Source organism: Paraburkholderia fynbosensis, assembly GCF_902859935.1.
GTDB classification, from domain to species: domain Bacteria; phylum Pseudomonadota; class Gammaproteobacteria; order Burkholderiales; family Burkholderiaceae; genus Paraburkholderia; species Paraburkholderia fynbosensis.
On sequence record NZ_CADIKI010000009.1, the window covers coordinates 303160 to 325313 of the forward strand.

Annotated in this window: 16 protein-coding genes; 5 read left to right on the top strand and 11 right to left on the bottom strand. The window is 62.8% G+C overall.

The features are described 5' to 3' along the window. Window positions 1–16 precede the first annotated feature (16 nt). On the top strand, window positions 17–385 hold the full coding sequence (locus HV770_RS17605) for a carboxymuconolactone decarboxylase family protein (protein WP_175161569.1): 369 nt from the start codon (window positions 17–19) through the stop codon (window positions 383–385). Between the two features lie 167 nt (window positions 386–552). Here the strand turns inward: HV770_RS17605 and HV770_RS17610 are convergent, their stop codons facing one another. Then, window positions 553–1602, bottom strand: a complete 1050-nt coding sequence (locus HV770_RS17610; protein ID WP_175161570.1) for an aldo/keto reductase — start codon at window positions 1600–1602, stop codon at window positions 553–555. A 425-nt stretch (window positions 1603–2027) separates the two neighbouring features. Here HV770_RS17610 and HV770_RS17615 point away from each other — a divergent pair, with 425 nt between their 5' ends. Both HV770_RS17615 and pdeR read left to right on the top strand, forming a co-directional pair. After that, complete coding sequence (locus HV770_RS17615; RefSeq protein ID WP_175161571.1) at window positions 2028–6677, top strand: DEAD/DEAH box helicase; 4650 nt, start codon at window positions 2028–2030, stop codon at window positions 6675–6677. A gap of 243 nt (window positions 6678–6920) precedes the next feature. Further along, entirely contained in the window at window positions 6921–8924 is a 2004-nt protein-coding gene (gene pdeR / locus HV770_RS17620) for a cyclic di-GMP phosphodiesterase (protein WP_175161573.1), read from the top strand. Window positions 8925–8938: 14 nt separating this feature from the next. Here the strand turns inward: pdeR and HV770_RS17625 are convergent, their stop codons facing one another. The 3 genes from HV770_RS17625 to HV770_RS17635 all read right to left on the bottom strand — a co-directional run bounded on the left by HV770_RS17625 (window position 8939) and on the right by HV770_RS17635 (window position 12919). Then, a complete protein-coding gene (locus HV770_RS17625) occupies window positions 8939–9826 on the bottom strand; it encodes a crotonase/enoyl-CoA hydratase family protein (protein ID WP_175161575.1) in 888 nt (295 codons plus the stop codon). Between the two features lie 428 nt (window positions 9827–10254). Next, entirely contained in the window at window positions 10255–11358 is a 1104-nt protein-coding gene (locus HV770_RS17630) for a malate/lactate/ureidoglycolate dehydrogenase (protein ID WP_175161577.1), read from the bottom strand. 97 nt (window positions 11359–11455) lie between these two features. Then, window positions 11456–12919, bottom strand: coding sequence for a M20 family metallopeptidase (locus HV770_RS17635; protein ID WP_175161578.1), 1464 nt, complete (start codon window positions 12917–12919; stop codon window positions 11456–11458). Window positions 12920–13095: 176 nt separating this feature from the next. Here HV770_RS17635 and HV770_RS17640 point away from each other — a divergent pair, with 176 nt between their 5' ends. Beyond that, window positions 13096–13407, top strand: coding sequence for a superinfection immunity protein (locus HV770_RS17640; RefSeq protein ID WP_175161580.1), 312 nt, complete (start codon window positions 13096–13098; stop codon window positions 13405–13407). Window positions 13408–13487: 80 nt separating this feature from the next. Here HV770_RS17640 and HV770_RS17645 read toward each other — a convergent pair whose 3' ends face one another. From HV770_RS17645 to HV770_RS17665, 5 genes are all read right to left on the bottom strand, one after another. Then, entirely contained in the window at window positions 13488–13760 is a 273-nt protein-coding gene (locus HV770_RS17645; RefSeq protein ID WP_175161582.1) for a YodC family protein, read from the bottom strand. 471 nt (window positions 13761–14231) lie between these two features. Continuing rightward, window positions 14232–15818 carry an MFS transporter gene (locus HV770_RS17650; RefSeq protein WP_175161584.1) on the bottom strand — a complete coding sequence of 529 codons (1587 nt, stop codon included), beginning with the start codon at window positions 15816–15818 and terminating at the stop codon, window positions 14232–14234. A gap of 30 nt (window positions 15819–15848) precedes the next feature. Continuing rightward, window positions 15849–16484, bottom strand: a complete 636-nt coding sequence (locus HV770_RS17655) for a TetR/AcrR family transcriptional regulator (protein ID WP_175161586.1) — start codon at window positions 16482–16484, stop codon at window positions 15849–15851. 956 nt (window positions 16485–17440) lie between these two features. Next, complete coding sequence (locus tag HV770_RS17660) at window positions 17441–17710, bottom strand: hypothetical protein (RefSeq protein ID WP_175161588.1); 270 nt, start codon at window positions 17708–17710, stop codon at window positions 17441–17443. Between the two features lie 417 nt (window positions 17711–18127). Continuing rightward, entirely contained in the window at window positions 18128–18412 is a 285-nt protein-coding gene (locus HV770_RS17665) for a hypothetical protein (RefSeq protein WP_246290966.1), read from the bottom strand. Between the two features lie 664 nt (window positions 18413–19076). Between HV770_RS17665 and HV770_RS17670 the strand changes: the two genes are divergently transcribed. Further along, on the top strand, window positions 19077–20933 hold the full coding sequence (locus tag HV770_RS17670) for a hybrid sensor histidine kinase/response regulator (RefSeq protein ID WP_175161590.1): 1857 nt from the start codon (window positions 19077–19079) through the stop codon (window positions 20931–20933). Here HV770_RS17670 and HV770_RS17675 read toward each other — a convergent pair. Further along, window positions 20875–21675: a response regulator gene (locus HV770_RS17675; RefSeq protein WP_217468611.1), complete on the bottom strand. Its 801-nt coding sequence runs from the start codon at window positions 21673–21675 to the stop codon at window positions 20875–20877. The genes HV770_RS17670 and HV770_RS17675 overlap by 59 nt on opposite strands. Before the next feature lie 190 nt (window positions 21676–21865). Further along, window positions 21866–22154, bottom strand: a 289-nt coding sequence (locus tag HV770_RS38205; protein WP_217468612.1) for a hypothetical protein, incomplete at its 5' end; no start/stop codon positions are given.

The window sequence follows — 22154 nt, forward strand, 5'->3', positions numbered from 1 at the left end:
ACAAAGGAGCACTGCCATGTTGAACTGGATCGATTACCGCAAAGCACTGTCCGGCCGCATCGGCGAGATTGCGAAACTGTCGCCGGATACCGTGAGAGCCTATCAGACGATGTCGAGCGCCGGTCAGAAAGCCGACCTGCTCGGCGCCAAAACGCGCGAGCTGATTTCGCTCGCGGTAGCGGTCAGCCTGCGTTGTGACGGTTGTATTACCGTGCACACGGCTGAAGCGTTGAAGCACGGTGCGACCCGCGAGGAAATCGCCGAAGCGCTCGGCGTGGCGGTCGCAATGAACGCGGGCGCGACGATGGTGTATTCGGCTCGGACGATGGACGCCGTGGCTGCATATACGGCTGACGCCAATAAGGGAAACGAAGCGGCGGGTTGATGAGCGGCGGTACGTGTCGCGACCCGCGCCGCGCTGGCCGCAGGGTGTTGCGGTCAGCGCGGCGCGCGTCGTGTCGCGGCGCGTCGAGGCAGGCTATGCTCGCGCGACGTCTGGCGGCGCACGGCGCGACAACAGATTCGGCGCGCGCCTTGACATTGGCGCCGCAATCACCCTGCCTGGCGCGTCTGCGCCAACTGCGTACGACGCCCTTCCCCCTGACGCGCCAGCATCCACCCCGGATACTCCGCGGGCAGCACGCTGACCTGATCGAGCTTCGCCAGTTCTTCTGCGCTGAGCGTCACCTTCGTGGCCGCGATGTTGTCATCGAGTTGCTCGACCCGCTTCGCGCCGACGATCACCGAACTCACCACGCGCTGGTGCAGCAGCCACGCGAGCGCGATCTGCGCCACCGACACCCGCTTCGCCGTCGCGATCTCGCGCATCGCGTCGATACAGTCATACGCCCGCTCGCGATTGACCGGCGGAAAATCGAAACTCGTGCGCCGGCTGCCCGCCTCGCCCTGCTGCTCGCGTCCATATTTGCCGCTCAGCAGTCCGCCCGCAAGCGGACTCCATACCATCAGCCCAAGGCCCTCGCTCTGGAGCATCGGCACGAGTTCGCGCTCGAGGTCCCGGCCCGCGAGCGTGTAATACGCCTGCAGCGTTTCGAAGCGGGCCAGCCCGAGGCGTTCCGCGATGCCGAGCGCTTTCACGATCTGCCACGCGGCCCAGTTCGACACGCCCACATACCGCACGTGACCGTGCTGCACCAGCGTATCGAGCGCGCGCACGGTCTCTTCGATCGGCGTGGCCGGGTCGAAGCCGTGGATCTGATAGAGATCCACGTGATCGAGTTGCAAACGCTTCAAGCTCGCCTTCACGCCGTCGATGATGTGGTAACGCGATGCGCCCCGCGCGTTCGGAAACTCGCCGGTCGGGCCGAAGACTTTGGTCGCCACCACGACCTTGTCGCGCGGCACCTTGAGGTTCTTCAACGCCTGGCCAGTGATCTGTTCGGACAGGCCGTCCGCGTAGACGTCGGCCGTGTCGATGAAATTGATGCCCGCGTCGAGCGCCCGTCCGACCAGCCGTTGCGCGTCGCCCTGCTGCAGATCGCCGATCTGTTTCCAGATGCCGTCGCCCCCGCCGAAGGTCATCGTGCCCAGACACAGTTCTGAAACAAACACACCGGTACGGCCTAGCTGGTTGTATCGCATCGTCGAAACTCCATCGTTGTGTTCGTGAAGGGGAGGCGTAGAGAGTACTGCAATTGACGCGATCGAGCAGAGCGCGCGGCGGACGTTTATGGGCCACACGTAGGCCTCTTTTTTCAAACGGCTTACGATTCGCACGGGGTGATGGAGAAGTGATCCCATGAGCTTCACGCATCGATGATGCGTTAAACATGACGCGCCTGAGCCTCCGCTGGGCTCGTGTCTTGCAACCGGCCCAAACGGCAAACACGCGACAACCGCGCAGCAGAATTGCCGGTACGCACGCTGGCTGACTCCGGCCCGGCTATCAGCACCCATTCCCCGGCAAAGCCCGTCAAAACCTGCGAGACTGACGACTGCGCTTCGCAACCGGTCGCCGTTTTCGACGTCCTCTGGATATGGCACGCCACGCCCCCATCTACGCAAGCATGACTTCGGCCACGACTTCCGCCGCGCTGGACGCGGCTTCCGGTTCCACGGCGGTGCATTGCGCCGCGGATCAGGCTTCGCCTCCCTCGACGCACCGCGCGCTGGACGACTTCCACCCGGCAGTCGCCGCATGGTTCCTCAAGACCTTCCCCGCCCCGACCGACGCGCAAGCCGCCGCATGGCCGCAGATTCGCCGGGGCCGCTCGACGCTCGTGGCCGCGCCGACCGGCTCGGGCAAAACGCTCACCGCGTTCCTCTCCGCACTCGACGATCTGGTCCAGCAAGGCCTCGCCAACGGCGGCGCATTGCCCGATGAAACGCTGGTGGTCTACGTATCGCCGCTGAAGGCGCTCTCCAACGACATCCGCCTGAACCTGCAGTTGCCGCTGCAAGGCATCGCCGCCGAACTCGACGCGCGCGGGCTGCCGCCCCTCGATATCCGCACGGCCGTGCGTACCGGCGACACCACGCAGCAGGAACGCAACGCGCTGAAAAAGCGCGCGCCGCATATTCTCGTGACCACGCCGGAATCGCTGTACGTGCTGCTCGGTTCGGACTCGGGCCGGCGCATGCTCGCGACGGTGCGCACGGTGATCGTCGACGAGATCCATGCACTCGCCGGCAGCAAGCGCGGCAGCCACCTCGCGCTCAGCCTCGAACGCCTGGACGCGCTGTGCCAGCGGAATTTGCCTCGCATCGGCCTGTCGGCGACGCAAAAGCCGGTGAGCGCGGTCGCGCGTTTTCTCGTGGGCGGCGCGAGCATCGATAGCGGCATCCCCGCCGACTGCGCGATCGTCGACGTGGGCCACGTTCGCGCGCGCGATCTCGCGCTCGACATTCCACCGATACCGCTCGAAGCGGTGATGCCCAACGAAGTATGGGAACGCGTCTACGACCGCCTCGCCGAACTCGTCGCGATGCACCGAACCACGCTGGTATTCGTCAACACGCGGCGCATGGCCGAGCGCGTCGCGCGTCATCTGACCGAGCGGCTCGACAAGGAAATCGTCGCCGCGCATCACGGCAGCCTCGCGAAGGAACATCGCTTCGACGCCGAGCAACGCCTGAAACGCGGTGAGTTGCGCGTGCTGATCGCCACCGCTTCGCTGGAACTCGGCATCGATATCGGCGACGTCGATCTCGTCTGCCAGATGGGTTCACCACGGGCAATCGCGCCGTTCCTGCAACGCGTCGGACGCTCGGGGCATCACGTGGGCGGCATGCCCAAAGGGCGGCTCTTTCCCACCTCGCGCGACGATCTGATCGAATGCGCGGCGCTCCTTGACTGCGTGCGGCGCGGCGAACTGGACGCGCTGCGCATTCCGCGCGCGCCGCTCGATGTGCTCGCGCAGCAGATCGTCGCCGAAGTGTCGAGCGCCGAGTGGAGCGAGGACGCGCTGTTCGCGATGCTGCGGCGCGCGGCGCCGTACGCGGACCTCGAACGTGACCAGTACGACGCGGTGCTGCGCATGCTCGCCGAGGGCTACACGAGCCGCAATGGTCCGCGCGGCGCCTACGTGCATCGCGACGTGGTGAGCGGCACGCTGCGCGGCCGGCGCGGCGGCAAGCTGGTCGCGCTCACGTCGGGCGGCACGATTCCCGAGAACGCGGACTACGCGGTGGTGCTCGAACCACAGGCAATCAACATCGGCACTGTCAACGAGGATTTCGCGGTCGAGAGTCTCGCGGGCGACGTGTTCCAGCTTGGCAATGCGTCGTACCGGATTCTGCGCATCGAGAGCGGGCGCGTGCGGGTCGAGGACGCGCACGGGCAGCCGCCGAATATTCCGTTCTGGCTCGGCGAGGCGCCGGGGCGCAGCGATGAGCTGTCGTTCGCGGTCGCGCGCTTGCGCGCGGAGATCGCGCGTCGGCTCGAGGGGGAGGATCTTGACGCGGCGGCAAGCGCAAAAGTGCGCGCGGTGCAAGCGAGCACCGGCGCGGCGACGCGAGCCAAAGCCAAAGCGAAAAGCACAGCCGAAGCACATGCAGAAGGCAACGCAGAAGCAGCCCGCGGGCGCAGCACCCTAACCGAGCGCGCGACGACAACCGCGCCTACACGCCTCGCCCCGCAAAACCCCGCGCCGAGCGCCGAGTCCATCTCCGCCCGCATCGACCACGCCATCGACTGGCTAATCGACACGCTGGATCTCGACGAACCCGCCGCGCGCCAGATCGTCGATTACCTCGCGCGAGCCCGCGCGGCGCTCGGTGTGCTGCCCACGCAGAATACGCTGGTGATGGAGCGCTTTTTCGACGAATCCGGCGGCACGCAGCTCGTCATCCACGCGCCCTTCGGCAGCCGCGTGAACCGCGCGTGGGGGCTCGCGTTGCGCAAGCGCTTCTGCCGCACCTTCAATTTCGAACTGCAAGCGGCCGCCACCGAAGATGCGATCGTGCTGTCATTGACTGGCAGCCACTCGTTCGTACTGGACGACGTCTGGCGCTATCTGCATTCGAACAACGCCGAGCATCTGCTGATCCAGGCGCTGCTCGACGCGCCGCTGTTCGGTGTCCGCTGGCGCTGGAACGCGACCACCGCGCTCGGCCTGCCGCGCTATACCGGCGGGCGCAAAACCGCGCCGCAACTGCAGCGCATGCGCAGCGAAGACCTGCTTGCGAGCGTGTTTCCCGAGCAGGCCGCGTGTCTGGAGAACGTGGTCGGCGAACGTGAGCTGCCGCGTCATCCGTTAGTCGACCAAACCGTCGACGACTGTTTGCACGACGCGATGGACAGCGAACGCTGGCTCGCGCTGCTGCGCCGGATCGAACAGGGCGAAGTGCGGCTGGTCGCGCGCGATCTGCCCGCGCCCTCGCCGCTTGCCGCCGAAATCCTCAACGCGAAGCCCTATGCCTACCTCGACGACGCGCCGATCGAGGAACGCCGCACCCAAGCCGTGCTGAATCGCCGCTGGACCGACCCGGCCAGCACGGACGATCTCGGCGCGCTCGACGCCGACGCGATCGACAGCGTGCGCGACGAAGCGTGGCCGCAGGCGCGCAACGCCGACGAGATGCACGAAGCGCTGACCGGTCTCTCCTGCATCACCGACGCCGAGGCGCGCGCCCACGACGGCTGGGCGGCATGGCTCGCATCGCTGGCCGAGTCCGGCCGCGCCACCCGCCTGCAAATCGCCGACGATGCCGCCGTGTGGCTGCCCGCCGAGCGCCTCACCGCTTTTCAGGCGCTCTACCCCGACCTGCCGCGCACGCGCTATACGCCGCCACTCACAGCGCCCAAAGGCTATACGGATAGTTGGAGTGCCGACGACGCGCTGCTCGATGTATTGCGCGCGCGCCTGACCGGCTTCGGCCCGCTGCCGGTCAGCGCGATTGCACGGCCGCTGAGCTTGCCGGCGGCGACGGTCGAACAGGCCTTGACGCGTCTCGAAGCGCAAGGCTATCTGATGCGTGGCCGCTTCACGCCGCAGACCGCCGAGGAAGAATGGTGCGAGCGCCATCTGCTCGCGCGGATTCATCGCTACACGGTGAAACGCCTGCGCCGCGAGATCGAGCCGGTGGAACGGCACGACTTCATGCGTTTTCTGTTCGAGTGGCAGCATTTGACGCCGGACACGCGCAGCGAAGGCCGCGACGCTCTGGCCGGCGTGCTCGACCAGCTCGAAGGCTTCCAGGCCGCGGCGGGTGCATGGGAGGAAGACATCCTGCCCGCACGCGTGAGAGCCTACGCGAATACTTCGCTCGACGAACTATGCCGCGCCGGCAAGATCGTCTGGACCCGGCTCACCGAACGTGCGCGCGGTGCGGCCGGCCCGATCCGCAGCACGCCGATCGTGCTGCTGCCGCGCGCCCGCGTGCGCACGTGGAGCGCGTTGCTCGATCCGGCAAGGCAAGTGGAGCTATCCGCGCTCGCACAGAGTGTCTACGACACGCTCGCGCAGCATGGCGCCATGTTCTTCGACGAGTTGCTCGCCGACGTCCGCGTGCTACGGATGGAATTGGAAAACGCGCTCGGCGAGCTGGTCGCCGCCGGCCTCGCGAACTCCGACAGCTTTGCGGGGCTGCGCGCCCTCCTCAAGCCGATCGCCAAACGCAATGCGTTTTCCAGCAACCGGCGCGCGCGCGCCAGCGCGTTGATCGGCGGGATGGACGACGCGGGGCGCTGGGCGCTGGTGAGCCCCCGCCCGCTTGCCACGGACACGGAGGCGCCCGGCCGCCGCCAGTTGCCACCCGAGGTGCTGGAACACGTCGCGATGACCTTGCTGCGCCGCTATGGCGTGGTGTTCTGGCGCCTGCTCGAACGCGAGGCCGAATGGCTGCCGCCGTGGCGCGATCTGCTGCGCGTGTTTCAACGGCTCGAAGCGCGCGGCGTGATTCGCGGCGGGCGCTTCGTCAATGGTCTCGCCGGCGAGCAGTTTGCGTTGCCCGAAGCGATTCCCGTGCTGCGCGAAGTTCGACGCCATGCGAACGACGGTGCTTTTGTGTGCGTCGCCGGCACCGATCCGTTGAATCTCGCCGGGACCCTGCTCACCGGCGAGCGCGTGCCCGCGGTGGCGGGTAATCGGCTGTTGTACCGCGACGGCGTGATAGTGGCCACACTGGTTGCCGGGAAATTCTGGTTTGACGCCTCGCTGGAAGCGCATCCCGCAGGCCGGGAGCAGGCCCGCGGACTGCTCGCGCGCCGGTTCTAGCAGGCTCGAACGGGCGTGACTGCGGGCGGGTGCGTGTAGCGGTCGTCATTCAACACAAATATCTCCACCAACACCGGCCATGACGCCAAAGCGACCCTAAAGCTCTCGACCACCCGACCGTTAATGTTTATAAGCCCGAATTCCGCCGCTTCGCTACAATGTGGCCAGTCTTCAGCACGTTAAAGACTGTCTGCCGCCTCGCGCCTTGACGGGGACCACCGGCAGACATCGCCCGGGGATCTCATGAACGACGACCAACACGACCAGGTGCTTTATGCCCAGTTCGGCACGAGCAGCCCTTGCTGGCGTCTGTCGGCCGACAGCAACGCTCTCGAACTCACGCCCGTCAACGGCGATGCGCCTGCGAACGTCGCCATTCCACTGAATCCTCAACAGGCGTCGCAAATCCGCTGCCTCACCGGCGCGACCTCACACATCGTCGTCGACGTGCGCATGTTCGGCGAACCGTTGCGTCTGCATCTCGTCGGCAAAAAACTCAGCAGCAACACGTGGGCCGGCACCGCCTCGGCCTACGACGACACCGAATCCGTCGCCCGCGACCTGGTTCACGGCCTCTCGTTCGCCGAAAAGGTGGTCTCCGAAGTCAATTCGGTCGTGGTCATCGTCGACCGGCATGGCCGGATACAGCGCTTTAACCGCCTCGCCGAAGAGCTTACCGGGGTCAAGGAAGAGAACATCATCGGCCGTAACGTGTGGGCGCTGTTCATGTCATCCGAAGACGGCGTGGCGTCCAGTCAGAACATCGCGGGCTTTTTCAATCGCGGCGTGTCGTACGAAGTCGAGCGGCGCATTAAAACGGTGCATGGCGAACGGCTCTTCCTGTTCCGCAATAAATTCGTCCAGAGCGGCAGCGGCGTCGAAGAACAGTTCCTGATCTGTTCGGGCACGGATATCACCGAGCAACGACTCGCGCAGGACCGGCTCACCGAACTCGCCAATACCGACTCGCTCACCGGGCTCGCCAATCGCAACGCAATTCAGGACAAGATCCGCGCGGCCATCGAAGAAGCCGGCCCGAACGAAGCGGTCGGCGTGCTGTTCCTCGATCTCGACAACTTCAAGAAGGTCAACGATCACTACGGCCATGTGTTCGGTGACCGCCTGATCACCGACGTATCGGCGGCCATCAGCACCTGCCTGAACGAAGGCGACGCGCTCGCGCGCCTGGGCGGCGACGAATTCATCGTGCTCGCCGCCAAAGGCACCGCGCACGGGCTCGAAGCCACCGCGCAACGCATTCTCGAACGCATGCGCACGCCCTTCGCGGTCGGGCTCGTCGAGGTGTACACCGGCTGCTCGATCGGCATCGCGCGCTATCCGGAACACGGCGACAGTCTCGAGTCGCTGATCCGTTCGGCCGACACCGCGATGTACGCCGCCAAGGACGAAGGCAAGCGCACCCATCGCGTGTTCTCGGCGGACATGAACCGCCGGGTCGCCGAGTACATGTGGCTCGACACCAACCTGCGGCGTGGACTCGACGAAGGCCAGCTGACGCTGCATTACCAGCCCAAGCTGTCGCTCGCCACCGGCACCGTGCAGGGCGCCGAGGCACTGGTGCGCTGGAATTCGCCGGAGCGCGGGCAAATCATGCCGGCCGAATTCATCCGTTATGCTGAAGAGTCCGGGTTGATCGGCGTGCTGGGCCGCTGGGTCATGGAAACCGCCGCGAAACAGGCCGCCCGCTGGAAAGCGGCTGGCTATAACCTGCGCATCGCGATCAACGTGTCGGCACGGCAACTGGTCGACACGGCCGTGGTGCGGCATTTCACCGAGGCGTTGCAGCATGCGAACCTCGACCCCTGCCTGATCGACCTCGAACTTACCGAGAGCTGCCTGATCGAGGACGAGGCGGCCGCGATCGATCTGATCAAGCAGTTCCGCCAGCTCGGCGCGCAGGTGCATCTGGACGACTTCGGCACCGGCTATTCGTCGTTGTCGCAACTGGGCCGCATTCCGCTCGACGTCATCAAGCTCGACCGCAGCTTCGTGCGCTCGATCAACGCCGACACCAAAGCACAGGCGCTGGTGCGCTCGATGGTGGCGGTCGCGCAGGAGCTGGACTTCAAGGTGGTCGCCGAAGGCATCGAGACCGAATCGGAAGAAATGTTCATGAAGGGACTCGGTGTCGATTACGTCCAGGGCTTCCTGTATGGCCAGGCCATGCCCGCCGCCGAATTCGAGCGCTGGTTGCAGGACAGGCAGAAGCTCAGACTGATCGCCTGAGCTTCCGCGTCGGCTCAAGCGAAATTGGCCGCGCTCGGCGCCGCCTGATGGAGATTCGACGTACGGCGGTTCTGCAGCATCACCAGCCGCTCCATGAAGGCGAGATCCTTCTCGTCGATCGTGAAGGCGGCGTCGACCCAATCCTCGGTAATTTCCATCAGCTCGGCACGCGAGAGTTGCAGCACGCGCTGACGCGCCCGCAGCATCGCGCGGATGCCGTTCATCTTCGGCTTCAAGGTGTCGATGAAGGTGCGCGTGGCCAGATAGGCCTCGCCCGGCTCGAATAAGTGGTCGACGAGACCCTTGCCGAAGTGCCATTCCGCCGTATGCGATTCGCCGACGCCGATCAGTTCCTCGGCGAGACGCATGCCTGCCTTGCGCGCGACCAGCGAATAACCGCCCATGCCCGGAAACAGATTGAACGCGATCTCCGGAAAGCCCATGCGCGCGTCTTTCTGCGCGAGCAGGAAATGATGCGCGAGCGCGGCCTCGAAGCCCCCGCCGAGCGCCGTGCCCTCCACCATCGCAATCGAAATCGCCCCGGTATCGAACCCTCTCGCCGCCGCGTGCACGCAATCGACGCAGGATCGCGCATAGGCCATCAGCGCCTGGCGCTTGCCGGCGCGGATTGTCTCGGCGAAGAAGTCGAGATCGCCACCGACGTTGTACATGGTCGGAATCAACGAACCGGTGACCCAGAAATCGATCGGCAAACCGGAGTCCCGCGCCGCCTGCGCGAGCCCCAGAATATCGTGCACCAGATCGAGATTGAAACAGGGTCGCGGTTGGGCGCGCAGCATCATCCACATGATGTTGCGGCCTTCTTCGTAGTAAGCGGAGATTTGCGAAAGATTGCCCGCTTCGAGGAACGGACGGCAGGCGTGGTGGTTATGAAGATTCATTTTGATCGGTCCTTTTAAGGTTAGACACTCGCATTGCAATGCGAGCCTAAAACAGACCGGAATCGGATGGGAGCGGGGTAACGAACAGATGAACGCAAACCGGCCTGGAGGCCACGCCGGCAAGCACTCGACGATGGGAGAGCGAGGTTGTGGAATACATACAGGCGCAAACGCTTGCGCACCGCAAATGGGCAAAAAAGCGCGAAGATCCGCGCGCTGGGCCTGTTAATTAGCGAGCGAACAAATCGGCATTTTTTGCTGAATCCGGCCAATAAAAAGAAATGCCGGCCAATTTGAAAATGTATTCGAAATTAGAATTCTGCAATGTTGCTTATTTTTGCATATTGGTTTTATAGCCAATACGCATATTCAAACCGGAATTGCAGATATCGACGGCCAGTGCCGGGTCGGCACATGCCGCTTCCCTTTTACCGCAGGTGCGCAGACCACCGCCGCGTCTCTTCTTCGCTCATACCGACCGCCAGCGCCGCCTCATGAATCTGCGTCCACGTGGCGGGGTCGACGGGGATGCCTTCGGCTTCGCGTTGTGCACGTGTCACGCGCTCGGGCTCGCCGGGTTCGTAGATACGATCGGTGCCCGCCGCGAGCGGCGAGGCCTTCACCCACTCGATGAACGCATCGGCTTCGGCTTGCGCGTCGGGGGCGTCGAAGGCAGCGGGATCGATGATCACCGACAGCATGCAGTTGATGATCGCGTTGGTCGTGCCAAGGGTCTGCGTGTGCGTCGTGAAGCCGCCCGACAGCGCGCCGCCGAAAATCTCGCACATCGCCGCGAGCCCAAAGCCCTTGTGACCGCCGAACGGCGTCAGCGAACCGAACGGTTCTTCGTGCATGACCTTCGGTTCGAGCGTGGGAAACCCTGCGTGATCGATCAACGCGCCGGGCGGCACGTGCTTGCCCTGGTTGTACGCGACGCGCGTCTTGCCGTAGGCAATCGTGCTCGTCGCGAAGTCGAGCACGAGCGGCGGCTTGCCGGGCCGAGGATAAGCCGCGCAGAACGGATTCGTGCCGATGCGCCGGTCCGCGCCGCCGAACGGTGCGACAAGCGGATCGCCCGCGACGTTGACGAAGTGGAACGACACGAGTCCGGCGCGCGCGCACTGTTCCGCCCAATGACCGATGCGGCCGATGTGATGCGCGCCGCGCAAGCCGACCGCGCAGATGCCGAGACGCCTGGCGCGCTCGATGCCTCGCTCCATCGCTTCGAACGCGACGACCTGGCCGAAACCCTTGCCGCCTTCGATGGTCAGCACCGCGCCCGCATCCTTTACCACATCAGCATGCAGATTCAGTTGCAGTTGCGCGTCGGCGAGCGACGCGACATAGCGCGGGATCATGCCGACGCCATGCGAGTCGTGTCCGGTCAGATTCGCCGCCACCAGATGATCCGCGACGAGCGCCGCTTCGCGCGGCGTGCTGCCCGCCTGCACCCAGATCGCGGTTACATACGCATGCAGTTGATCGGCCGGAATCCGGAGGGTGGCGGGACGGGCAGTCTGGTTATCGGTCATTCAACGAGCCGGTTCAGGAAAATCACAAGCGCTGGAGTGCCGCTCGCTCTCTTTCGACGAGCGGAGCAAGCGGCCGGACTGAGCAGTGCGACCGCGCTCAGGGCGCAGCGGCAATCACTTCCGCCACCGCGGCCGTGAGCTTCTTGCCGTACGGCACGTGCAGGAACTCGTTCGGGCCGTGCGCGTTCGACTTCGGCCCAAGCACGCCGCACACCATGAACTGCGACTTGGGGAAACCCGCCTTCAGCACGTTCATCAGCGGGATGGTGCCGCCCTGCCCCATGTAGGCGACGTCCGCGCCGTAGTGGCGGCGCGACGCGTCGTTGAGCGCCGTGGCGAGCCACGGCGCGAGGTCCGGCGCGTTCCAGCCGCTCGCCGCGCCGGCGTCGGGCTTGAATGTCACTTTCGCGTTGTACGGCGGGTCGAGTTCGAGCAGCGCCTTCAATTCGGTGACGGCCTTTTCCGCTTCGATCAGCGGCGGCAGACGCAGCGACAGTTTGAACGCGGTGCGCGGACGCAGCACATTGCCCGCGTCGGCGAGCGCGGGCAACCCGGCCGCGCCCGTCACCGACAGAGAGGGACGCCACGTCGAATTGAGCAAGGCCTCTTGCGGATCGGTGGTGGTGGGCAGCACGTGGCGGCCGTCCTGGCCGCACGCCCATGGCAATTTCTTCCAGACGTCGTCGCCGAGAATCTGCGCGGTAGCTTCCGCTTCATGCAGACGGTCCGCGGGGATCGGGCTATGGAAACCCTTCGGCAGCAGCGTGCCATTGGCGGCATCTTCTAGCCGGTCGAACAGTTGCCGCATGATGCGAAAGCTCGACGGCGCGATGCCGCCGTAACCGCCCGAGTGAATGCCTTCGTCGAGCACCTGCACTTCGAGGTCGCCGGCAACGAGGCCTCGCAGCGACGTGGTGAGCCACAGTTGATCGTAGTTGCCCGCGCCCGAGTCCAGACACACGACGAGACCGACCTTGCCGAGCCGCTCACGCAGCGCGTCGACGTACGGCAGCAGATCGTAGCTGCCCGACTCCTCGCAGGTTTCGATCAGACCGACGCAACGCGGACGCTCGATGCCTTGCGCGTCGAGGGCGGCGAGCGCCGTGATGCTTGCGTAGATCGCGTAGCCGTCGTCGGCACCGCCGCGGCCGTAGAGCTTGCCGTTCTCGAGCTTCGGCGTCCAGGGGCCGAGGTCGTTGCGCCAGCCATCGAACTCGGGCTGCTTGTCGAGGTGGCCGTACAGCACGATGGTTTCTTCGCTGCCGGAGCGGGTCGCGGCGGATTCGAAGAAGATCACCGGCGTGCGGCCGGGCAAGCGGATCACCTCGAGCTTCAGACCGCGCACCGGTTGCTGCTCGGCCCATTGCGCGGCGTCGGTGATCACGCGCTCCAGATAACCGTGTTCGGCCCAATCAGGATCGAAGGCCGGGCTCTTGGCCGGCACCGCGATGTAGTCCGTCAACGCGGGGACGATCTCGTCGTTCCACTTGCGGTCCACGAATTCGCGAAGCGTGTCGGGATTGATGCGTTGAGCCTGCTGGGTCGTATCGTCGGAGATCATGATGGCGGTCCTGGCGGTTCGGTTCGGTCGAGACGACCATGATAATCCCGATGCACGACCGGCTGAACCCCTTGGCGAACTCACGGCGTCCCCCGCAGCACTTGCCGCATCACCCGGCTGCGCAAACGAAACATTCGCGCGACAATCGCTGCATGCATCGCGCATCGGAGTTGCTCATGGCTGGCAACATGCTCGTCCAGATCATCGCCGCAGTGTTCGCGCTGGCGTTGTATTTTCTGCCGGCGGTTCTAGCGGACCGGCGCAAGCGTCATGACGCGCTGACGCTGGCGCTATTCAACGCCTGTCTCGGCTGGACCGTGCTGGGCTGGGTGCTTGCGCTTTACTGGTCGTTGCAACCGAATCCGCCGAAAAACCTCGCGGGCGAAGTGATGCAGACGCGCAAAATCACGCGGATGCGAGCGTTCTCGTCAGCGCTGATGCTGCGCGTGCACAACCGCGCCTCGGTGCGAGACGATGCAAAGAAGTGATTTGTTGGACGTGCCCAGCCGCCAGAGTGAATAGCCGACCGCAGCCGGATGACGGCCGCCGCCTGCTCATTCAGTTGGATTCAAGCCGCGCGGCTAATCTGTTGCCAGCGCACGGAGCCGGCCGGAATCGAGCGAGGTTCGGCACGGACGTTCGCGGGCGCGAACATTTCGCGACGCAGTTCGCCGTATTCGTCGAACCACTCGCAGATGAGCCAGTCGCCGGGATTCAGCGCGACCGGACCCGAATAAGTCACGGTCATGCGTGGACCCCCGTCCTTCAACGTCACGACGTCGCCAACGCTGAAACTCGCGGTGGGCGATGTCTGGAGTGCGTCAATGGTAGCGGTTAGCATTTTGTTTCCCCTACGGAGCGGATGAGCGTGATTAAGTCATTGCGCCGGGTTTCTCGACATTAGACCTACTGAGGGAAGTCTCTAAAGAGCGCCAAGATTAACAATCGAAATTAACTGCGGCAAGTTATTTTTAGAAATACCGTTTCCAGCGTCCCTGGAATGTCCCTGCCATCCTGACCTGCACGATTTGAAACCAGGAAAATCCCTGAACATCGCCGCAAAGCCAGGCCCATACGGCAGTGCACGATGGCACCATTTACTGAGAGCGAAACCGGACAAAGTAAAAGATGCCTGATGCATTCTTCATACCTGAATCACTGCAGAACATCGCACTGGTTTCAATTAAAATAAAAGTTACCTGTGAACAGGACACTCACCGGTAAATAGCGCGCTTCATATTTATGTTTTTGTTTAAACGTGCATAATAATGCCGGCAAATCACCCGCTGAAAACGATTACGGCAGCGGACTTTCAAACCGGCTGCACGGAACGGCGCAGCGCCAGTTGCTGATGGCGCACCAAAAGCACGCTTAAACCGATGCAGACAAACATCAGCAGCGCATTGATCGCGAGGCTGATCTGAAATCCGTGGGCGTATGCCGCGGGCGCCACGCGGCCGCCGACCGCGCCGAAGAACGCGCCGCTGATGGCCGCCGTGCCGAACGCCGAACCGATCTGCAGCGTCGACGACACCACGCCTGAGGCCAGCCCTGCCTTCTCCGGCACGACTTCGAGCAGGACGATGCGCATGATGGACGGCAACAGCAACCCGTGACCGACGCCAGCGCACATTAGCCCGCAGTAGAACAGCAGATCCGGCGTGGCAGATTGAGTGGCCGACCAGCCGGTGACCGTGAAACCGATCGTCATCATCGAAAAACCGAGCGTCAGCACATGGCCGCCGATGCGCTTGACCACGGCAGGCGATGTCAGCGGCCCGACCACGAAGCCGAGCGCGAACGGCATGATCGCCATGCCGGAGGCGAGCGGCGTCCAGTGCAAACCCGTTTGCAGGAAAATGCCGTAGGTGAGGAAGAACGCGCTATTGCAGTAAAACAGGAACGCGAGCACCAGACCCAGCGCGAATGCCCGATTGCGGAACAGTTGCAGATCCACCAGCGGATGGCCGCCGCCGCGCTCCACGCGGCGCTCGGTCGCCACGAACAGCGCGAACGCGGGGACCGCGAGCGCGAACATCGCGAACGTCCACGCGGGCCAACCGGCTTCTCGGCCATGGGTCATCGGGTAGATGACCAGCAGCAGCACCGCGGACAACAGCGCGACACCTTTCACGTCGATGCCGGTGCGCGTGGCCGGCTGGTTCTCCGGCACGAACTTCCACGTGCCGAGAAACGCCGCGATGCCGATCGGAATATTGATCAGGAAGATGATGCGCCAGTCCAGCCCGAACGGGTGATACGTGATCAGCGCCCCACCGCCCAGTTGCCCGACGATCGACGACAGCCCGAATACGAAGCCATACAGACTCATCACCTTGGTCTGCTGATGCAGCGGCACGACCGCGCGGATGGTTGCAAGCACTTGCGGCGCCATGACGGCTGCCGCGATGCCCTGCACGATCCGCGCGATCACCAGCATATGGCCGCTGGTCGCAAAGCCGCACAGCGCCGAAGCGACCACGAAGGCCGCCATGCCCGTCATGAACATGCGGCGGCGCCCGTACAGATCGCCGAGGCGGCCGCCGGTGATCAGCAGCACCGCGTACGCGGAGGCGTAGGCGGACACCACCAGCTGCAATTGCGCGTCGCTGGCGTTCAGGCCTGTGTGAATCGACGGCAACGCGAGGTTGACAATGAAATAGTCGAGTGGCGCAAGGAAAGCGCCGACGAACAGCACGGCCAGCGCGAGGCCCTGGCGCTCGAAGCGCGGCGCGGCTTTTTCCGCGGCCGACGCCGGCGCCGATACCGATGCAGCGGGCGCCGCCGCCGACGTCGCGATGCCGGCCGCCACGGCGCCGGGGCATGTCACGACGCCCGCACCGCCGCTCGCGCATCCAGCGAGTGCCGCCGGAGCGGACTCGATCGCATCTCTATTCATGACTGATCGTTCAAAAATTAAGCAAAAAAATTAGACGAGCGCGCGCATCGCGACGTCCACTATTCCGATGAGCGCATCTTCCTTGTGCGCGACGCGCCCTAACACGCGCAGACCTTGCATCACGCAGAGCAGAAAATCGCCGACGGCTTTTTCATCGAGCGTCGAATTGAATGCGCCGCTCGCCTGGCCGCGAATCACGGACGCCGCCAGCAGCGTCGCCATGCGGCGCTGGATCGCCGCGACGCGGATGCGCAGCTCCTCGTCGCCCGGCTGCATTTCCAAGGTGGTGTTGGTGATGAAGCAGCTGCGCTCGCCCGTCAGCGCGCACGCGACCCGCGCGTAGTGGAGCAACGCGCTGCGCAGCGCCTCTTCAGCCGGCACCGGCGCATTCAGCCGCTCGGCGAGCCGTGCGACTGACCCTTCCGCGTAGTGATCCAGCGCGGCGAGCATGATGCCGTGCTTGTCGCCGAACACGCCGTACAGACTGCCGCGCAACAGGCCCGTGGCTTTACAGAGGTCGTCGATCGACGTCGCGTGGTAGCCGTGGTTCCAGAATACCTGGCTCGCGCTCTTCAGCACGGTGTCCGTGTCGAACTCGCGCGGCCGGCCGCGCGCACACACGTCGCCCTTTTTTGCGGATTGCTTGAGATGGCCCGATTGCTTCATGGCCTCGATATTATGACTAACTGTTCAACAAATCAAGGCCGGGTTTTCGTAAGAAACAGCAAGCGGCTGTTCCTGCACAATAGACTCAGAAAAATGAGCAATAGACTTGGAAACGCCGCTGGGTGGCCGTGCAATGGACCTTGAAAAATGAAAGCTGTTTTTAATATTTCAGGTATCGGCCGCTTTCGGGTAGGGCCGACCATGGAAATTCATCATTGCAATAATTCCAGAGATCTTTGGCCCTCCCACAGGCCGCGACCAAGGCTCGACCAGCGCCGGCTTCTTTGCTCCGCAATCCTCGCTGCTCTTGCACATCACAACTAACTCGCGATGCACGAGCGTGCGCGGGCGACAACGACTCTGCGTTAGATGAACCGCAGTGATATCGCCTTCACACTTTGCACACATTAGGTCTTGGAATCGCGGCGCCTCTTGTCCCATCACATTCGATCGTCGCGTACCCAAACACGATGACGAAAACAAACACTCGAGGCCGCAAGCAGCTCCAGCTTCGATCTCCGGAATCGAACAATCAAAATGGGTGCGTGCCAATCGACAAGAGATCTTGCAAGATTGAGACTTTAAACTTTCATGGCGTTGAAGACATTCGGACTCTTTGCCGCCTTCAGCGTGTAGAGCGGATCTCGGAGCGTACCCACTACGACCGGCGGCCTGCTCGCGTGTGCTCGTAGCGTGGTCGGCTAGAGGCAAATCCCGCCGGTGAACTGGCAAACCGATTGACTCGATATCGGACATAGCCGACGTGCGAGCGGGCTCGGTTCTTCGTCAGCTATGGGCGGCGGGTTGCTGCCAGTGGCGGCGTCGAGCAGTTGGACGGCAGCTTCCTCGATCGGTGCCCTCACGCCTCGCCCCCATTCAGCATCTGTTTTACCGATCGTATCGGTCGTCTCGGTCCTTTCAGATAGCGAGTGACCTATCGCGACACAGCCGCCAGGTTAACTACCCTGATAGATATCGCACGACAGGCCCGCCACGCACGGTTGACCGTCTCGGGTTTTGCCGTAACCATTTCGTCCGCCCGACTGGGCTCCATAGTCCCACGGACTGTCGCCGTCCATCGGCATCGCCCGCTGCGATGAATTTAGTGGTTGCTGACTGGGCGAATGGCTAGCGACGTCTGACGGTTGCATTTCCTGAGAGTCGGCAGCGCCGGCCGCGGTGAGCAGGAATAGCATGATGGCTACAGCCAAGGGTTGCACTTTCATTTCTTCACCTTTTCGTCATCAACGGGTTGCGTTAGCGACGCCGAACCTGCGACCGGGGAAAGAATTCCCACAAGTGCGCGGCCGAGACGTCGTTTTAAGTGAGCGGTCCCGCGAAGGCTGAATTGACGCGAAGAAGAGTTGGCCTTGGCCCGCACCAACGTTGACGTCCTGCCAGTTGCAACCGGCGCGGCGATTTCGAACTCAAGCTTCGCGACCGCCCAGATGCTCGTTATGACGCCCCTTCCGCTCGCTTCCGAAGCCGTCGCGCCTCTCGCGTGTCGTGGCGCCTTCCCTCTCAGGAGGCGCCACCTGAAAGAGTGACGGCGAATTCGGTAAGCCGGACCAAGAATTTCGTGCCCTTCGCGACACGGGCATCGGGTACTTTTCAGCCATGGCTCGCGCGCCGTCAGTTCTTTGTTAGCTCCCTCCGAAAAAAACGTTGCATTGAGGATCCATCCGGCACGGTCTGGCATGTTTTGCACCGGCTTGCACCTGTGTGTCGGGCGTACCGCCGTATGCTTCCATCCCCGCACTCGGGTCAGAAGCTTGTGTTGCGGCGTTTTCTTGCGGGGCGGGTTCAGAGGCTTGCGGTGTGCCTTGCGAATGCGCAACACCGGCCATGACAAACAGCACGACAGCGGATGCGACTATCAGTGGTGATTTCACGTTGGTTCCTTTATCTACGTTGAGTTTTCCATTCATGCGATTCGTTATTCTGGTGCCCCGAGCTCGAAATCCACGCGCATCGAGCGTGCCGCGCACGAGCCGCAATACCGGTGGCGACCGATTGATAAGATTTCGTGAGAGGGCTCGTTTGGAGTTAAAGCGATTAGCCTGTTCATTTCATGTCGACCTACAGCAGTCTTTCGCATGAGCCAAGGCCGGTGCAGCTCATCACGATGACCAACCGCTCCGGGTACACTCGACAAATGTCCCCTCAGCGTTGCTGTCCTATTCATTCTTGGTCAGGCGCAACGCCGTCGCAACGCACATGCGTAGGCGAGGGACCCGCAACGCCGACGAAAGATGTATGCACTCCCCTTAGCCGATCCCGGTGAAGTATCAGCAAGTCGCCTTCAATGACGGCTGAGCGCCTTGCTGAGCCTTCCTGTGCAGCCAGGAACACAGCCTATTTGTTGATACATTTGTGGCTGATGGTAGAAATGGCGACCTGTTATTCTGTTCATATATGTTTTCGCACGAAGGCGTTGCGCACCGATGACCACCAGCGCCGCTTTCACCGGCATGTGCCGTCGTACCCCTTAGCCACGTTCGGCGGGGGACCTGTCTAACCCGCGATGCGCCGATACAGCCTGCCGATGTCGCGCGCTCTCCGCGTACGGCGCCTTCCTGATCAAGCGGCCTTATGAGATTCTTAGGCTTCCTGGTACGCAAGTTTGGCTCGGCGGCTGTAGAGCACGCGTTCCGTACGGACTATGCGCGTCGCTACGCGAGCCAACGCAGGCTGGCTGGCGCCAGCCTCATACTGATATGGACTGCGGTTGCTATCCGTGATTGGTTGCTGCTGAACACGCTTGATTCCAGCATCCTCTTCTACATTGGCTGTGTGCGACTTGCAGGTGCCGTGGGGATGGCCCTGCCGGTCTGGTTGATGTGGGGAGCACGCGGCTTTGACGAACGCTGGGCCGTCAGATTACTTTGCATAGTGACGCTAAGCTGCTGGTTCGCCCTATTGGGGTTGGTCAACGTTTACCCGCCACTCCGCGTCGGACAGGAGATTTTCCCCGGCTTTTTTGTTGTCCTTTTCCTGCTATTCACGTTATTCCGACTTCGTACCATCACGGCAGCATGGTTAGTCAGACTATGCGTTGCAACCTACAATCTTATAGAACTGCTCCAATACATTTGGGGTATCCCCACACCGTGGTCTCACTGGTTTACCACCGGGGCTATGGTGTTCCTGATGTACTTCGTTGGTATTGGCGTCTGCATTCAGTTTGAACTCGCTGCCCGGCGCGAATTTGTGTTCCGGCAGACTTTGCGCGCAGCCAAGGCACGCGTCGACGCCGCTTCCCGGGTGATCAAGCAACAAAATGAACGCATGAGAGAAGTCGTCAGAGAAAAGGAGCGGTTCTTTTCATCGGCCTATCACGACATCCAGCAGCCTCTCGCCGCGATCAACCTCTTTATCCGTAGCGCGCGGATAAAACTCGAAGATCGACACGCCGCAAGCCATGATCTCGACGTTATCGAGGAAACGGCACGCGACATCCTCGACATGTTCAAGGACATCCAGGACTATAGCGAACTGGGCTCATACGTTCCGCACCTGGCGCCAGTCGATACGCAGACCGTGCTTATGGAGGTCTTCGAGCAATACCTCGAGCCGGCGAGATCGCGGGGCATCGACTTGAGGCTCACCCTGCGCCAGCGCTCCCCGCCGCCTATTGAAAGTGACCACGCCTTGTTCAAACGGGCACTGTCCAATTTCATATCGAATGCGATCAAATACACCTCCGTGGGGGGCATCGTTGTCGGCTGGGTGGAGATCGGGGAACGGCTTCGCATAGACGTGTGGGACACCGGCGTCGGCATCTCGCCCGCGCATCGGGATGCGATATTCGCCGAGTACTATCAGATTGACAATCCTGGCCGCGACCGGTCGAAAGGCCTTGGTCTTGGGTTGTCTATCGTCAACCGGATAGTCGGGATTCTGCCGAAGCACAGCATGCGTTTCTCGTCGGTCCAAGGCCGCGGGTCACGTTTTTCCCTGTACGCCCCGATATCGCAATCAGCACCCGTCATTGAGACTAAAGATCAAGCGAACCCCGCATGCACGTCCATCCTTAACGGCAGATACATCCTGCTTTGCGACGACGAACCGACCGTTCTTGAGGGCCTGCGCCGGCTGTTCCTCAGTGCTGGCGCACTGGTGGATTCTGCCGGGTCAATGAAGGGATTCCAAGCGATTCTCGCCGACGATGGCCGCGTACCCGACATCATCGTCACCGATATCCGGCTAGGGGACGGGCCGAACGGCATCGAGGTCGCCGAACGGATCAGGCAGCATTTCGCCTGGGCAGGCGTGCTTCCCGTCGCGTTCATCACCGGCGAACTGGTGTCTCGGCACACACTTCGCGATTTCGCCGAGCCGTTCGTACTATTACGGAAGTCTTCCACGCCGGAAAGCACGCTCGCTGAAGTCAGTCGGCTCGTTGCCGCCCAGCGGCCGACGGGCTTCGATCATGTGCGGGATCCGTGACTGGCGGGACGCCAAGTTTGATCCCTTTATCCGCCAGCATGACGATGAGTTCAGTACGGCGCCGCAGATTGAAATGCGCGAGTAAATGACTGACGTATTTTCGTACTGTAATGTCTTCGAGCCCCATTCTCAACGCAATCGCCTTGGACGGAAGCCCGCGCACCAGCCACGCCAACGTTTCGAACTCTCTCGGAGTGAGCCCCAGCCCGGATGCGCTGCTCATTTCCGAATTACCGCTCGGCTGTGCGTTCCCAGGCCCACTTACCGGAGCCTCGTCCGTGCCCATGTCACGCCTGAGCCTCGCGATGCTGGCGGCGGGCAGGAACACGCCTCCGGCAAGCACTGCGCTTATCGCTGCATGAAGTGCTTCAGGAGGTGACGACTTGGGTACGTATCCCATGGCGCGAAGTTCGATGCACCGACTGATGGTTTCCACGCTTTCATCGGCCGATACTACGATCACCGGTAACGAAGGGCGCGACTCCTTCAGTTTGGCAAGCGCGCCGCAACCGTGGCCATCGGGAAGATCGAGATCGAGAAATACGATGTTCAGGAGCTCGCCAAGCGCATGCTTCACGCCTTGGGACAACGTACTCGCGTGCAGCAACTCGATGTTGGGGCAGAACTCTCTCAGCAGAAGTGCCAATCCGGCTCTGAACAGATCGTGATCATCGACGATCAGTACGCGCATTTCATCGTCTCCCAGGACCGCTTTCAGGCGAGCTGCAATTACACAGCTCATGCTCTACGTCCGTAGCAGTCGTCCGCTGTGTTCAACACGAATAGTACACGCAGGTCCCCTGTGCCACGGACGGCGGCGGCTGAACCATGTGCCGTTGCCACGAAGTGGCGGTTTCCGCCCCCGGCACTCGACACCCGCCGCCTGACCCGATGGGCGAACGGCAGAAGGACGCCGTTACCTGACCGACATGTTATTCGCGCAGTTCGGCCATTGCCGACGCTCGGCGATAGCCGCCGGTGCGTCGGCTGCAGGTCACTTTGCTGCCAATCGCGAACCGGCGTCGGCGAATGGCACTTCTCACTGTCAATGAACGAGTCCTCCCGACCCCTAACCGCCATTCCGCGTTGGGCCCAACGTATGACCGCACCGAGAAGGATTGTGTTGAAAAAGTCTGTCGACGCGCGGATTGTTCGGTATCCTGGAAGACATCGATCGACGGGAGTGATTCGTCATGATGGGTCAACTGGGCAGCGGACAAG

Coding starts and splice junctions, on each gene's coding strand:
- HV770_RS17605 (WP_175161569.1), top strand. CDS start 17: ATGTTGAACTGGATCGATTACCGCAAAGCACTGTCCGGCCGCATCGGC.
- HV770_RS17610 (WP_175161570.1), bottom strand. CDS start 1,602: ATGCGATACAACCAGCTAGGCCGTACCGGTGTGTTTGTTTCAGAACTG.
- HV770_RS17615 (WP_175161571.1), top strand. CDS start 2,028: ATGACTTCGGCCACGACTTCCGCCGCGCTGGACGCGGCTTCCGGTTCC.
- pdeR (WP_175161573.1), top strand. CDS start 6,921: ATGAACGACGACCAACACGACCAGGTGCTTTATGCCCAGTTCGGCACG.
- HV770_RS17625 (WP_175161575.1), bottom strand. CDS start 9,826: ATGAATCTTCATAACCACCACGCCTGCCGTCCGTTCCTCGAAGCGGGC.
- HV770_RS17630 (WP_175161577.1), bottom strand. CDS start 11,358: ATGACCGATAACCAGACTGCCCGTCCCGCCACCCTCCGGATTCCGGCC.
- HV770_RS17635 (WP_175161578.1), bottom strand. CDS start 12,919: ATGATCTCCGACGATACGACCCAGCAGGCTCAACGCATCAATCCCGAC.
- HV770_RS17640 (WP_175161580.1), top strand. CDS start 13,096: ATGGCTGGCAACATGCTCGTCCAGATCATCGCCGCAGTGTTCGCGCTG.
- HV770_RS17645 (WP_175161582.1), bottom strand. CDS start 13,760: ATGCTAACCGCTACCATTGACGCACTCCAGACATCGCCCACCGCGAGT.
- HV770_RS17650 (WP_175161584.1), bottom strand. CDS start 15,818: ATGAATAGAGATGCGATCGAGTCCGCTCCGGCGGCACTCGCTGGATGC.
- HV770_RS17655 (WP_175161586.1), bottom strand. CDS start 16,484: ATGAAGCAATCGGGCCATCTCAAGCAATCCGCAAAAAAGGGCGACGTG.
- HV770_RS17660 (WP_175161588.1), bottom strand. CDS start 17,710: ATGAAAGTGCAACCCTTGGCTGTAGCCATCATGCTATTCCTGCTCACC.
- HV770_RS17665 (WP_246290966.1), bottom strand. CDS start 18,412: ATGAATGGAAAACTCAACGTAGATAAAGGAACCAACGTGAAATCACCA.
- HV770_RS17670 (WP_175161590.1), top strand. CDS start 19,077: ATGAGATTCTTAGGCTTCCTGGTACGCAAGTTTGGCTCGGCGGCTGTA.
- HV770_RS17675 (WP_217468611.1), bottom strand. CDS start 21,675: ATGAGCTGTGTAATTGCAGCTCGCCTGAAAGCGGTCCTGGGAGACGAT.